Origin of the sequence: Mycolicibacterium stellerae (genome assembly GCF_003719305.1) — a bacterium.
In the GTDB taxonomy this organism is placed as follows: domain Bacteria; phylum Actinomycetota; class Actinomycetes; order Mycobacteriales; family Mycobacteriaceae; genus Mycobacterium; species Mycobacterium stellerae.
This window is the reverse complement of the sequence record NZ_RARC01000019.1, coordinates 78,113-91,103: the sequence shown is the minus strand read 5'-3', so window position 1 is coordinate 91,103 and position 12,991 is coordinate 78,113. Positions and strand designations below refer to the sequence as shown.

17 protein-coding genes and 1 pseudogene are annotated in these 12,991 nt (G+C 64.5%); 8 read left to right on the top strand and 10 right to left on the bottom strand.

Annotated features, from left to right (window positions below; all coding sequences use genetic code 11):
• Positions 1-32: 32 nt before the first annotated feature.
• Positions 33-854 carry an SDR family oxidoreductase gene (locus D6M19_RS21805; RefSeq protein WP_407665386.1) on the bottom strand — a complete coding sequence of 274 codons (822 nt, stop codon included), beginning with the start codon at positions 852-854 and terminating at the stop codon, positions 33-35.
• Positions 855-1,367: 513 nt separating this feature from the next.
• Here D6M19_RS21805 and D6M19_RS21800 point away from each other — a divergent pair.
• The 3 genes from D6M19_RS21800 (at position 1,368) to D6M19_RS21790 (ending at position 3,563) form a co-directional block, all read left to right on the top strand.
• Positions 1,368-2,177, top strand: coding sequence for an LLM class F420-dependent oxidoreductase (locus D6M19_RS21800; RefSeq protein ID WP_123027339.1), 810 nt, complete (start codon positions 1,368-1,370; stop codon positions 2,175-2,177).
• A 141-nt stretch (positions 2,178-2,318) separates the two neighbouring features.
• Positions 2,319-2,819 (top strand): MarR family winged helix-turn-helix transcriptional regulator, encoded by a 501-nt coding sequence (locus tag D6M19_RS21795; RefSeq protein WP_234834981.1) that lies wholly within the window; start codon positions 2,319-2,321, stop codon positions 2,817-2,819.
• 192 nt (positions 2,820-3,011) lie between these two features.
• A complete protein-coding gene (locus tag D6M19_RS21790; RefSeq protein ID WP_164478613.1) occupies positions 3,012-3,563 on the top strand; it encodes a hypothetical protein in 552 nt (183 codons plus the stop codon).
• A 91-nt stretch (positions 3,564-3,654) separates the two neighbouring features.
• Here D6M19_RS21790 and D6M19_RS34880 read toward each other — a convergent pair.
• Positions 3,655-3,744 (bottom strand): annotated as a pseudogene (locus D6M19_RS34880) (polyketide cyclase); the annotation flags it as partial.
• A gap of 220 nt (positions 3,745-3,964) precedes the next feature.
• Here D6M19_RS34880 and D6M19_RS21775 point away from each other — a divergent pair.
• Positions 3,965-4,573 carry a GNAT family N-acetyltransferase gene (locus D6M19_RS21775; RefSeq protein ID WP_234834980.1) on the top strand — a complete coding sequence of 203 codons (609 nt, stop codon included), beginning with the start codon at positions 3,965-3,967 and terminating at the stop codon, positions 4,571-4,573.
• A gap of 14 nt (positions 4,574-4,587) precedes the next feature.
• Here the strand turns inward: D6M19_RS21775 and D6M19_RS21770 are convergent, their stop codons facing one another.
• Complete coding sequence (locus tag D6M19_RS21770) at positions 4,588-5,427, bottom strand: alpha/beta fold hydrolase (RefSeq protein ID WP_123027336.1); 840 nt, start codon at positions 5,425-5,427, stop codon at positions 4,588-4,590.
• Positions 5,428-5,487: 60 nt separating this feature from the next.
• Here D6M19_RS21770 and D6M19_RS21765 point away from each other — a divergent pair, with 60 nt between their 5' ends.
• Positions 5,488-6,138: an FKBP-type peptidyl-prolyl cis-trans isomerase gene (locus tag D6M19_RS21765; protein WP_206428590.1), complete on the top strand. Its 651-nt coding sequence runs from the start codon at positions 5,488-5,490 to the stop codon at positions 6,136-6,138.
• A gap of 21 nt (positions 6,139-6,159) precedes the next feature.
• On the opposite strand, the gene D6M19_RS21760 is transcribed toward D6M19_RS21765, so the two are convergent.
• The 3 genes from D6M19_RS21760 to D6M19_RS21750 form a co-directional block, all read right to left on the bottom strand.
• On the bottom strand, positions 6,160-7,845 hold the full coding sequence (locus D6M19_RS21760; RefSeq protein ID WP_123027376.1) for an ABC-F family ATP-binding cassette domain-containing protein: 1,686 nt from the start codon (positions 7,843-7,845) through the stop codon (positions 6,160-6,162).
• Between the two features lie 76 nt (positions 7,846-7,921).
• The gene (locus tag D6M19_RS21755) at positions 7,922-8,245 is read right to left on the bottom strand and encodes a DUF1330 domain-containing protein (protein ID WP_123027335.1); all 324 of its coding nucleotides are present in this window, start codon (positions 8,243-8,245) and stop codon (positions 7,922-7,924) included.
• A gap of 392 nt (positions 8,246-8,637) precedes the next feature.
• Complete coding sequence (locus D6M19_RS21750; RefSeq protein WP_164478612.1) at positions 8,638-8,781, bottom strand: hypothetical protein; 144 nt, start codon at positions 8,779-8,781, stop codon at positions 8,638-8,640.
• A gap of 220 nt (positions 8,782-9,001) precedes the next feature.
• Between D6M19_RS21750 and D6M19_RS21745 the strand changes: the two genes are divergently transcribed.
• Entirely contained in the window at positions 9,002-9,412 is a 411-nt protein-coding gene (locus D6M19_RS21745) for a hypothetical protein (RefSeq protein WP_123027333.1), read from the top strand.
• On the opposite strand, the gene D6M19_RS21740 is transcribed toward D6M19_RS21745, so the two are convergent.
• From D6M19_RS21740 to D6M19_RS21720, 4 genes are all read right to left on the bottom strand, one after another.
• Positions 9,409-9,852 carry a hypothetical protein gene (locus tag D6M19_RS21740; RefSeq protein WP_123027332.1) on the bottom strand — a complete coding sequence of 148 codons (444 nt, stop codon included), beginning with the start codon at positions 9,850-9,852 and terminating at the stop codon, positions 9,409-9,411. The genes D6M19_RS21745 and D6M19_RS21740 overlap by 4 nt on opposite strands.
• A 396-nt stretch (positions 9,853-10,248) precedes the next feature.
• A complete protein-coding gene (locus tag D6M19_RS21730; RefSeq protein ID WP_123027330.1) occupies positions 10,249-10,569 on the bottom strand; it encodes an EthD family reductase in 321 nt (106 codons plus the stop codon).
• A gap of 106 nt (positions 10,570-10,675) precedes the next feature.
• Positions 10,676-10,969: a hypothetical protein gene (locus D6M19_RS21725; RefSeq protein ID WP_123027329.1), complete on the bottom strand. Its 294-nt coding sequence runs from the start codon at positions 10,967-10,969 to the stop codon at positions 10,676-10,678.
• A gap of 42 nt (positions 10,970-11,011) precedes the next feature.
• Positions 11,012-11,428 (bottom strand): hypothetical protein, encoded by a 417-nt coding sequence (locus D6M19_RS21720; RefSeq protein WP_234834979.1) that lies wholly within the window; start codon positions 11,426-11,428, stop codon positions 11,012-11,014.
• Positions 11,429-11,629: 201 nt separating this feature from the next.
• Between D6M19_RS21720 and D6M19_RS21715 the strand changes: the two genes are divergently transcribed.
• Positions 11,630-12,328: an HD domain-containing protein gene (locus tag D6M19_RS21715; RefSeq protein ID WP_123027328.1), complete on the top strand. Its 699-nt coding sequence runs from the start codon at positions 11,630-11,632 to the stop codon at positions 12,326-12,328.
• Between the two features lie 4 nt (positions 12,329-12,332).
• Entirely contained in the window at positions 12,333-12,989 is a 657-nt protein-coding gene (locus D6M19_RS21710; RefSeq protein WP_123027327.1) for a DJ-1/PfpI family protein, read from the top strand.
• Positions 12,990-12,991 lie beyond the last annotated feature (2 nt).

Below are 12,991 nucleotides of genomic sequence, written 5' to 3'. Positions count from 1 at the left end.
GCGCGCATCGCGTCGGTGTCGTTGCCGAAGTATCACGCGGTCGTGGCGATCCCTCCGTCGACGGGGACGATGGTGCCCGTTAGGTAAGCGCCTGCCCGGCTGGCGAGGAACACGGCCACACCCGCCATGTCGTCGTCGCGGCCGATCCGGCGCAGCGGGGCCGACGCCGCGATCTCCTCGCCGAACTCGTCGAGGGTTGCAGCCATCATCGTCGACGGGAACGGTCCCGGCGCCACCGCGTTCACCGTGATGTGCTGCGGGCCCAGTTCCTTGGCGAGCACTCTGGTGAGTTGATGCAGCGCAGCCTTACTGCTGGAGTACGAGTAGTTGGGCCTCTGAGGGATGTGTATGGCGGCGATGCTGCCGATGTTGATGATCCGCGCGGGGTCGTCGGCGGTCCCAGCAGTGCGAAGGGCCGGCAGCAGGGCCTGCACCAGCCAAAACGGCGACTTCAGGTTGAGGTCGATGACTGTGTCCCAGGCTACGTCTGGGAACGTCGCCAACGGCTCGTCCCACATTGCGCCCGCATTGTTGACGAGGATGTCGAGACTCCCGGAATCGGCGGTGACGAGGTGAGCGAGGCGCGCACACTCCTCGTGCCGGGATAGATCGGCGGGGACCGCCCAGACGTCGCCGAATTCGGACAGCTGTTCCTGCGCCTGAGCGCACGCTTCTGCGTTGCGTGAGCTGATGACCACGCGGACGCCCGCCTGGAGAAGCCCGCGCGCGATCATCATCCCGATGCCCCTGGAGCCACCGGTGACGAGGGCGCGCTTACCACTCAGGTCGAAAAGTTCTGCATGCGTTGCGAATTGGCCTTTTATCACTTGCCGCCTTTCTCGTTGCTCGGCCACGATCCATTGCTTCTCTCCCCTGTCAGCCGGGAACCCCTCATAGCAAGTTAGGCGGTATTGCAGACGCCAAGGAGATCCCCGTAGTACGGGTACTGTCAGAGTCCCCTTGTCCGGTAGCCACTTGACGGACGCGGCAAGCGGCCAACGAATAAACCGCCAGGTGCGGACCCCGCGCGGCGCTGCGGATCGATTGGGCCGTCTTCGCGACCGAGGGCGCTGGCCTCGGCGCCGTCGCCAATGCCGGTGGCATCGACACGTTCCTGGCTGAACGCATCCTCTTTTCGACAACGACAGGCCCGCTTTGGGGAATGGCCCTTGACGGCTACGGGCCGACCGATGGGACATCACTGGCGCCGTTATCCACGAGTATGGCCGCATTCGCCTGATGAATCGTCGCGGTCAAACTCGTCGGACGACGAGCGCGCCACCGACATCGACGCGCCGACCCGGAATAAACCCGCACCCGGTGAACTTGGCTCAAGAGTCGCCCCTTCCCTCGACCCAGGAGCTCGCATGACCCGTCCCGTCCGCGTTGCCGTTCAGATCCAACCCGGCGGTACGCCCGACTACCGCACGTGGCGCGACGCCGTCCTGGCCGCCGATGACCTCGGAGTCGACGTGATCTTCGGCTACGACCACTTCCACCGCCCGGCGATGAAGGGCATCGTCGATGGCAAGCCCGTCTTGGAAGATGAGCAGCCCGACGTCACCAACTTCGAAGGCTGGACCGCGCTCGCGTCGTGGGGCGAGATCACCTCGCACGCCGAGATCGGGCTCCTTGTCACCGGTGTCGGCTACCGCAACGCGGACCTGCTCGCTGACATGGCGCGCACAGTCGACCACATCAGCGGTGGCCGGCTCATCCTCGGCCTCGGCGCTGGGTGGTACGAAAAGGACTACACCACCTACGGTTACGACTTCGGCACCTTCGGCTCCCGCTTCGATCTGTTCGACGACAGCCTGATCCGCATCGAGAACCGGCTCGCCGCACTGATCCCGCCACCCGTGCGCAAGCTACCGATTCTGATCGGCGGCACGGGGCCCAAACGCTCGCTGCCCGCTGTTGCCAGGCACGCCGACATCTGGCACGCGTTCCAGGACCTGGACGCGTTTCGCAGGTCCAGCGACCGCGTCGACGAGCTTGCCGCGACGTTCGGCCGCAACGGTGCTGACATCGAACGTTCGACCCTCTGGGAGAACGCCGATAGCGCCGATGCCTTTCGCGAGGCGGGCGTCACGCTGTTCCAGATCGAACTCACCTCCGACGACGGCTATGACCTCACGACTCTCAAGCAGGTGGTCACATGGCGGGACAACGCGTGACCACGGCCAGAAGCCTCTGACGCATCAGGCAGGCGGACGGCGCGTCAGTTTACGCTGACCGCGGGATCCAGCGTGATCAGATGTCTTCTCCTGCAATAACTTTCTGACAATGACCAGATCGAGGCCCACCTGAACCGTCGCTTGCAGCTATCGGGCCTGTCCGGCGCCGACTACACGGTCCTGGCGTCGCTCTCTGCTCTCGACGGGGATCGCATGCCCGCCCACGCTATGTGCAGCGCACTGGGCTGGGAAAAGAGCCGTCTCTCCCACCAGCTGCGGCGCATGGAGAACGATGGGCTGATCATCCGCGAGCGCAACCCCGACGACGCTCGCAGCACCTTGGTCTGCCTGCTGCCTGCGGGCCGCGCCGCCATCGAGAAAGCGGCACCCGGGCATGTGGAGGACGTCCGCCGAAACTTCATCGACCTTTTCACCCCGGCTGAACTCGACGTGCTGTCCGCCCTCAACGAACGCGTTCTGCACCACCTTGCGGCGGACGAAGACCGACTGGCGCGCCCCATTCCGCCCGCGGCCAACTGGTCGACAAGAGGTGGAAGGCAGCGGCGCGACTCTCGGGCAACAAAGGCTGAGTTAGCTAGCCGTGCTATCGGAATAGATTCATCCCAACTGTCAATTCGCTGACAATTACCTGTCAATGTTGAATAGGCTCAGTGTGCGGACCACCTACGCACAGGAGGTATACGCATGTCAGGAGTCAGGTTCTTCAAGAAACCAGGGATCGCGGCGGTTGCTATGGCGGCTGCCTGCACAGGGCTGATCACGTCAACGGCACCAGCGCAGGCGGCAGACTGCGCCGATTGGGGGTTCCGCGAGATGACCACGCGCATGGTCATCAGCAGCGGTGACCAGATGGGGTGGGGCGGAGGTTCGGGCAAGGACTCAGTTGGCCCGGGTTTCTGGACCAACGGCGTCAAGACCTGGGACGGTGCCGTCACAGCGCATATCACCGGGCCGAATTCGCTGTCGATTAACTTCACCGATTCCGAGGTGTCCTGGGACCTCGTCGGGATCATCGATTCGCAAGGTATTGCGACTGGCAACGTCACAAGTATCCCCGGCGCGACCTTCCGCTCGGACCAAGCCTTCGAGTGCAACGTCACGGGAGAAGCCGCGGCGGCCGCCCAGGCGCCGACCGTCACCTTCAACCCCATCCTCGGGGGTCTACGCGTCACCGTCGCGGATCGCAGTGGGAAGGCGTCGCAGTGCACCTACTCGGCAGACAACGGTTTCACCCGCTCCTTCGGACTCGGCGCTAACGCGACCACCAAAATCGACATAGTCCCCGCCGTCCCTGAGTTCCGGGACTGGGCCGTGAGCGTCGAGTGCGACAACGGGACCAGGAGCGACGTCTCGACGTTCTTCTGAGTAGATAACCCTGCCCTGCTAGTCCGGCCGCGGGCGGGTTACCAATACCGGTGGGAAACCCTCCCACCGTCGAGTGCGCGCGCGAGCGGAGTCAGCCCGAGGTCGCGGCAGCAAGTCGACCGAGCGTATCGGTCAGCTGATCCTTCGTGATCAGTGGGAACTTCACTTTCTCGAGCAGCCTCGGTGTGGGTGCGAGATTTGCTCGGCGCGCCCGGGCCGTCAGGTCGCAGGAAAGTAATGGCCGTTGTCCATATCGGCGAGGAGCTCCGGTTGAACGGGTTCCCATCCCAGGGTCTGGCGCGTGATGACGTTGGATGCCGGAAGGTCCAAGGTGACCAGATTAGGCTCCGCGCATCCCGGCGCCGTAGGCCACCGAGTTTGGAAGTCATTGCCGCCGTTCGATGGCCGACGGACTGATCTCGCGGGTTTTCATCTTCGAAGGTGACGCCTACCCCATACTGCTCGAATGGCGTCTCTCACAGTCTATTGCGGGTGCGCTGATGATCATTCGCGATGAGCAACCGACAGACCTGGATGCTATCCGCGCCATCACTTCGGCTGCATTCGCACAGGTACCCCAGAGTCGCCAGACGGAAGTAGCCGTCATCGATTCGCTCCGCGCGGCAGGCGATCTCGCCGTATCGCTGGTGGCGGTCGAGGAGGGGGAGGTCATCGGCCATATCGCCTTCTCCCCCGTGTCCATCGATCACGATGACGACCCGCGCTGGTACGGCGGTGGGCCGCTGGCTGTCCGCCCGGATCGTCAGCGCCGCGGAGTCGGCTCGTCGTTGGTTCGCGCTGGGCTGCAACGGTTGGCGGAGCTGGGTGCACACGGTTGTGTTCTGGTGGGCGACCCTGCCTATTACCAACGTTTCGGTTTCCGCAGTTATCCAGGTTTGACCATGCCCAATGTGCCGGCTCAGAACCTGCTCGCTCTGGCGCTCGGCACCGTCGACGTGAAGGCGGGGAACGTGAAGTTCGCCCCGGCGTTCGACGTCGGAGCGAGTTGACCGCGTCCCACGATCTAGAAAAGCTCCGGCGTCGTCGGCGCCACATCGTCGAGAAATGCGTTCACCATCGGTACGAGCACTGTCGACTCCCCCGAGATCCCGATGTGTGACATCGCCGGCAGAACCACCAGGCGTGCGGCCGGAACTTCCTGCAGCACACCAGTTGCCGCCGCCTGCTCATCCCCTCCCCCGCGCAGCTTGAACATCGCCATCGCGTGCTCGGGTTTCACGCCGTCCGCGTCGCCGATGATGACCATCGTCTTCGCGGAGATCGACCGCATCTCGTCATCGGTGATGTTCTGGTCGTCGATGTTCAGGCGCTTCATCTTCTGTAGGTAGGCGTCATACGCTTCCGGGTCCGGCGTGTGCTCCTTGAACGCCTTCTCGACGGGTGTGCCTGCGAACGCGTCGGCACCAAGTCCCTCGATGGCTGCGGACACCGTCGAGTACCAGCCATCCTTGCGGAACGTGGCCGACATCGAGACCAACTTGCTCACCAGCGACGGGTGACGGATCGCGAGCTGCAGCGCGACCCCACCACCCTGCGAGTAGCCCATCACATCCGCGGGCTCCACCTCCAGAGCCCGCAGCAAGGCCGCGGCGTCGTCGGCGAACTGTTCGTACGACATCTCGCGGGCGGTGTCCGGGGTGCGGCCATGACCCTGTTGATCGAACACGATCACGGCGCGCACGCGCGCGAAGGCCTCCACCCACACTTTCATCGAACCGGTGGCCATGAACGCGCCGGGAATCAGCAGCAACGGCGGCTTGGACGCGCCGAGCGCGCCGTACACCTCGTAATACAACTGCAGCCCATTTATCGGCAGGTGACCCCGCGACGGCATCGTTCCCATATCGGATAGACCTCAAGGGCAGAAAAAGCTCATCGCGACCGCGGCTGTAGCGTGGCGACGGTGAATGTCTCCCGCACGTCTCCTATCGCGCTTGTGGCGTCTGCCGCCTCGCTCGTCATCATGCTTGCCGCTTGCGGCTCCGATGCGGACACTTCGTCGGCAACCACGTCGTCGGCCTTAGAAGCGAGCACGTCCCCGGTCACCCAGCCGCTGGCATCCTCCGCCGTCCCCGAGGCGCCGATCGCTGCCAGCACGTGCCCAACGGCAGCGCCTGCGAATGGCGGCACACCGGAATGGACTCTTCCCGGGGCCACCGGCAGCGTCGCGGTCACCGGATCCACCGATACGACGGCGCCGCGCGTCGACGTGCAAGCGCCGTTCAGCGTGACCGAGACCCAGGTGCAGACACTGAAGGCCGGTGAAGGGCCTGTCGTCGCCGACACGGCCACGGTTTCGGTCTGCTACATGGGTGTCAACGGACGTGACGGGACGGTGTTCGACAGCGCCTACGAACGGGGCGCGCCTGCTGATTTCCCGCTCACCGGCGTCGTGCCTGGCTTCCAGAAAGCCATCGCGGGCCAGAAGGTCGGGTCAACGGTTGCTGTCGCAATGACCTCTGCCGACGGCTACCCCGACGGTCAGCCCGCCGCCGGGATTCAGCAGGGTGACACGCTCGTCTTCGCGCTCAAGATCCTCGACGCCTCGAGCTGAGCTGCCCGGCCGGGCATCCGGTCATCCAGTCGTACGAACGGGTCGCCGCTCGTCCCACACCGGCTGGTCGCTCTCGCGGACACTGCCGTCGGCGGCGAACACAAGGTAGCGGTCGAACTTGCGCGCGAACCAGCGGTCATGCGTCACGGCGATGACCGTTCCCTCGTATGCCTCCAGGCCCGCCTCAAGTGCCTCCGCACTCGCGAGGTCGAGGTTATCGGTCGGCTCATCGAGGAGAAGCATGGTGGCGCCGGACAATTCGAGCAGCAGGATCTGCACCCGTGCCTGCTGTCCGCCCGACAGGGTTTCGAATGTCTGCTCAGCCGCCCCGGCGAGCTCATACCTGTCGAGCACGCGGCTGGCCGCTTCGCGTGGCAGGCCGTCGCGGTGTTCGTCGCCGCGATGCAGGACCTCCAGCAGGGTACGTCCGAGTAGCGACGGGTTCTGGTGTGTTTGAGCGAACCAGCCCGGACGTACCCGAGCGCCGAGTTTGGCCGTGCCGGCATGACTGACCGAGCCGGGGGCGACATCGCCGACCGGTCGGTGGTCGCGTTCCGGATCGGTGCCGCCCGCCGCCAACAACCTCAAGAAATGTGACTTCCCACTGCCGTTCGCGCCAAGAACCGCGACCCGCTCACCAAACCAGATCTCCGCATCGAACCGACGCATCAGCCCGGTGAGCTCCAAATCTTGACAGACAAGCGCACGTTTTCCGGTACGGCCACCCGTCAAGCGCATGGTCACGCGTTGCTTGCGCGCGGTGGCTTGGGGAGGTCCGGCTTCCTCGAACTTCCTCAGACGCGTCTGCGCCGCCTGGTATCGACTCGCGAGCCCGTCGTTGTAAGCAGCCTTCGTCTTGTACATCAGGACCAGCGCCTTGAGCTTCGCGTGTTCCTCGTCCCAGCGCCGCCGAAGCTCGTCGAGCCGTTCGAACCGCGCGGCCCGGGCCTCGTGGTACGTGTCGAACCCGCCCGGGTGCGTCCAGGCCGTATTGCCTGCGGCGCCAAGCTCGACCGTGACCACGGCGGTCGCGGCCCGCGCAAGCAACTCGCGGTCGTGGGAGATGAACAACACCGTCTTGAGCGACTCACGCAAAGCGTCTTCCAGCCAAGTCTTTCCCGGTACGTCGAGATAGTTGTCCGGCTCGTCAAGCAGCAGCACGTTGTCCGGGCCCCGCAGAAGTGCTTCCAGCACAAGGCGTTTCTGTTCCCCGCCGGACAGCGACGAGACGTCGCGCCACTTCACCCGGTCGTAGGAGTCATGCAGAGCCGCCACGGTCACGGTGTCCCACAGCACCTCGAGGTCGTACCCGCCTGCATCTGCCCAGTCAGCCAAGGCCTGGGCATACCTCATCTGGAGCGGCTCGTCGTCTGCCTCCATCAGCGCCAGTTCTGCGGCGTCGACGGCGGCAGCGGCGTCGCGCAGGCGTTGCGGCGCCGCCGCGAGCAGTAGGTCTCGGACAACGGATTGATCGCGCACGCTGCCGATGAACTGCGGCATGACACCGATCGTGCCGCTTGTCGTTACGGTGCCCGTCGGCAACGGGATTTCGCCGGCGATCAGCCGAAGCAGTGTGGACTTACCCGCGCCGTTCGCTCCGACCAACGCGACGACGCCGCCTGCGGGTACCCGGAAGGACACGTCGTCGAGCAGCGGTGTCCCGTCGGGCAGCGCATACGACACCCGAGACACGTCCAGGTGACCCATGGACGAGATTCTGCCCGCCGGCGGGTCGCGGCGCACTCGAGTTTCATCGCCGACGCCGCCGAGCAGCCGATAGCGTTCAGGATGGCTTTAGCAGAGGGCGAAGGTCGTCGAGGCGGTCGAACAGGTGCCAGATGTAGGACGACGAACCGTTCTCCCGGTGGGCGTGCAGATCGGCCAGTTCGGGATCATTGCAGTAGCCGTCGAAGGCGTCTTTGGACTCCCACTCGACGAGTATCAGCACCTTGCGTGGCTCGATATCGCCGGTGACCGATTCACGGAACTGTCCGAGTGCGACGACGCGACCGCCGTGCCTGGCCACTTCTTGCGGTGAACGCTTGGAGTACGCCAGGTACTCGTCACGGTCGGCGATGTCGAACAGGTTGAGGGCATAGACCGTCACCCGCGTGACGCTACTCCCCCGGCGGGCGCCGAATTGGTGCAGGAACTGTTGATCGGCGGAACGATAATGGGGTTGTGTCGGTCGTATGGGAGTGTGCCTGGGTAGAGGCAGCTGTTCAGCGCGCGCGGTCTTTGGTCGCCGGTGATTCAGCGCCGCTGAGAACTGCGGCGCTGGGTGACGTCGAGAACGCGGCTTACTCAGCGACGGCCACTGCTCAGACAACGCGTGAGATGTCTGGGTTTCTTGTCGCCCAACACAAGCGCTTCGTCGCCAAGAGCGCCGTGAGATTGCGCGCGGCCGGTCAAACCGAAGCCGCCTTAAAGGCCGATATTGCGGTGGCCTCATCGATTGCACGAGGCGGCAGAGAACGTCTTGACGCGATCGCCAGGCAATCACGCGCAACCTCGCGAGCCGGTGCCGCCGCGACGACGCCTGCAGCGCAACGGGTCATCCTCAACGCGTTGCGCACTCAACTCGATCACACCGCCGGGGTCGTCGATTCGATACGGCAGCAGGGTGCCGAACTCGCAAGCCACATCAGCGCTCTTCAATATGACCCGCCGCTTGCTCCGCTTCGACTCGACCCACAATTCCCCACAGGGCCAATCGTGTGGTGTCTGAGACCGAAGGGAACATTCGGGCATTACCGGTGCTCGGTGTTGTATCCGGATCTAAGAGTCGGAACGTATTGGAGCCCAAGGGACGACACTGGCGGATCACTGCCGTGAAGCGCACCCTGGCTACTTGGAGGAAAAAGTGAGCAGGACAGCCGACGATGGTGCGATCGACGACGAACTTCGTCAGTACGCCTTCCATATGGAGCCGCAGCTGGTAGCCGACGGTGACACCTGGACGGCGTCGTATCCCGGTGCCGATTGGTCGGTGACAGGCTGCAGCGGCCACGAAGCACTCCAACGGCTTGGCGAGGAATTCATCCGTCGCCAGACTGCCGGTGAGGATCCACTCGCCTACGCGGACAGCGTTTACCGGCGGCATCTGCGTGACCCAGTGGATGGCGTGTACGCCGTCGACAACGAGTTGTACCGCGAGTTGGTGCACGCACCGGCAGACGAGCGTGAACGCACAATCAAAGAAGCAGAGCGCAGACGCAGACTCGGCCTTGCCTACACGTTGTCGGACTACCGACGCAACAGCCTGGGCGACTAGTGGCGTACCGAGCCAGGCGGGAGGTCAACGCCGATCTCGTCGCAGATCGGCGGGATGATGATCAAAGCACCGCGCGGGCTGCAGAACGGGGTGCCCGGCGGCAGCGGCTCCGGCGGGGGCGCAGGAGCGACCGGCGGAGGTGGTGCGACCTGATGGGGTACGCCCGACCACGGGTAAATGGTGCTGGTGCTCACGTCGACGATGCCCTCTGAATTCCAGTACCAGTCGTGGCAGATGTTCCAGTCCCAGCTCAGCACTTGGCTTCCGGGTATGGCAGGGTCGCCGGGACACCAGTGGGTACAGGTCATGCCGCCGGGGCAGTTGCCGCCGTTGTAGCTGGGCCCCTCGGCGTGGGAGATGCCCGCACCCAATGTCAGACCGGTTACCGCCACGGCGCCAGACACGACGACTGACGTCGCGAACCGCGAAAATCGGCTCATTCGATTCCTTTCGTTGGGCGCCGCCCACTGGCGATGCCGGTGCGTCAAGTACAGCCGGCGTGGTCGGCTACCGATCCCAAAAACAATGCCTCCTGGCAAGATCCGTTGAGGTCAATACCGGGCAAACCCCTCACCCAGCATGACCTGATCGGTTGGATGCTGAGCCAGTATGAGTTCAGCTCGAGGGCGCTCAAGGCGTTGGCGTACCAGAAGCTCGAGGCGCCGATACGCGAAGCGCTACAGGTGCTCGAACATGCGGAGCACGTCTAGCGCCCAAGCCGATCGCCGAGCGCCTGCAGGAGTTGGAGGGCCTGCGCTGCGCCGGTGTGATCTCGGAGGCCGAATACGCCGCCAAGCGCGGTCAGATCATCGACAAGATCTAACGCCGTGTCCTCCTCAGCGCTGAGGTACCTCGATGTCGGAGAACAACACGCGCACGCCACCCGTCGACAATCGCGCCATGGCCTCGAAAAACGCACCCGCCTCCGGTGTGGTCACCGCGTCGCTGGCAGACGCGTAATCCGGGTAGTAGAGGTCGATCGAACGATAGGCAGGCGTCGGGCTTCCGTCTTCCTTCGGCCACACCTTGGACGTCTCAAACCGGATGTGCCCCGGTATCCGGCGAGCGGCCTCCAGCTGTTCCGACTCGTAGGCAGCTTCGAAGGCGTCGGGATCAATGGGGTTGTCGTAGATGACCGTGATCTTCGTTTCGGACAATGGATTTCCCTCGCGTCGCTGTTAGCAGAGTGGTGGCGTTGCGCCCTAGCGATTATGCATCGGCCGACGCCACCCTGCGCGTACCTCGCACTGCCCCAGAAGTCCCCTACGAGGATGCCCGGGCCTTGGCCTTTTCCAGCTCGGCGACGAGCGCGTCCACTTCGGCGCGTCGCTCCGCAGGCACGTTCAGTGAATAGAAGGTGCCGACGTTGACGATCACCTGAAGCAGCTGCTCCTTCTCGCCGCCGAACAACTTCTTGCGTCGACTGAATTCGTTGATCTGGGTCCCGGAGTACCGGTCTGCGGGATTTCGACCCCGCGAGGTGTTCGTCCGCAGCTTCTCCACCCAGTTGCCGTCAACGACAATGCTTTCGCCGTCTATCCCATCGATTCGAAACACCCGGCGATCGTATCCGGTGCAGGTAGGTCGCGCGCTTACACCTCAGCCGTTCGGGCAGCTGGTCGTCGGAATGAACAGTGACCAGCACCATCCCGGGGGAAGGGGGGGTGTCAGGTTCGGCGGCGGCGGCGGCGGTGCCGGCGGCGTCTCTCCCTCGAAGATGTTGTGCGCCACGTTGCCCTGCCCGCTATACACGTACCAATAGGTGTGGCAGACGTTGTTGTCCCAGACCACCGGGTACACCCGGAGATTTCCGGTCTGCACCGGCGGATCTCCCGGGCACCAGTGGCACGGGCCAGATGGGTTTTCCTCAGGGCATCCGGGCCATGCACTCAGCGGTGCGGGACCGCCAGGCAGTGCCTGCGCGGTGCCTTCGGCCAAGCCCGCGCCCGCGAGTGCGAGTCCGGCCGACAGCAGCGCCCCGGCGAGGACGCGCTTGCGGTTGCGATTGGTGTTCATGTCATGTCTTTCGTCTCAGGCGGCGTGGGCGTAACCCACATGGGCCAAGTAGACAAGCGCCGTCGGGCTACCGATCCCAAAAACCACACCGGGCTGCCCCAGGTGGGTCTGTCACCGCGCACTGCGCGCTTGTCCAAATCCTGGCGGTGGATGGCTATCTAGCCACTGTCGTGGACGAATGCGGTTGGGCACTGTGGCACAGTGAGCAACCAGCAACACGTCCCGAGGACCAGCGACGTCAGCGATTCGGCCCGTTGGGGGCTTCCGGATTCCGTCATCTGTTCAGCAGCACTGCGATTACTCTTCGATGTCTCCCCCGCGTTTCTCGCAAACCACTGTGTCCGTAGCTATCTCTTCGCGCGCGAACTTGCGGCCGCCAAGGGACTGCGCAGCGACGTCGACTATGACGACGAACCGGTGTTCCTCGCGTGCATCCTGCATGACCTTGGCGTGACCGAATACGGCGGCGGCGACCAGCGATTCGAGGTCGACGGGGCCGACGCTGCGGTGCGCTTCCTTCGTGAGCAGGGACTCGACGATGAACGGGTCACCACGGTGTGGCAGTCGATTGCGTTGCATAGCAGCGTTGGCCTGGCGGACCGGTTCGGCGCCGAACAGGCCGTCTCTCATTTCGGGATCTCCCTGGACATCGCCGGTACCGGGAGGGAGCTGCTCACACCCGGTTTCGTCGAGCAGGTACTCGATGCGTGGCCGCGCCACGATGTGGGCTATGCACTCGCGGGCGCCATCGCCCGCGATGTACAAGCCAACCCGATGAAGGGTCCCCCGTTTACGTTGCCCGCCCACCTACACGAGTTGATCAACCGGACCTCGATCACCTTCTTCGACGTGGTGGAGAACTCGGGCTGGGGCGATCAAGCCCTGCCGTGGGTGGGCTAGCGACATGCATGTTCAGATCGTGCTGTTCGACGGGTTCGACCCCCTCGATGTCATCGCCCCGTTCGAGGTTCTCGTCGCGGGCAGCGACGCCGTCGGTGGTGAGTTCGACGTCGAGCTCGTGTCCGCCGAGGGCCCACGCGTCGTCGTCAGCGGATCCCGCGGGCTGTCGCTGCGGGCCACCGCGCAGCTCGATCCGGCCAATCCGGGTTACGTGATCGTGCCAGGCGCGTCAGGCCCGATTGAAGGGGATCCCGACGACGGTGTGGAGACGATCCCCGTGCTTCTCGCCCGATTCGGTGAGACCGAGGCGGTGCCGTTGATGCGTCAAGCGCTGAATAACCCGGAGGTCACGGTGGCCACTGTGTGCGGTGGATCGCTCGCGTTGGCGATGGCCGGCCTGCTGGACGGCCGTCACGCCAACACTCACCATCTCGGCGTCGACGTACTCGAGGCGACGGGCGCAATCCCCGTGCGGGCCAGGGTCGTCGACGACGGAGACCTCGTCACCGCAGGCGGCGTGACATCCGGTTTGGACCTTGCGCTGCATCTGCTGAACCGAAGTTTCGGCCCGCGTATCGCACTTGCCGTCGAGGAGCTGTTCGCCTACGAGCGCCGCGGGACGGTGTGGACGAACACCGGCCCGCTACCGAAAGCGGTCTGACG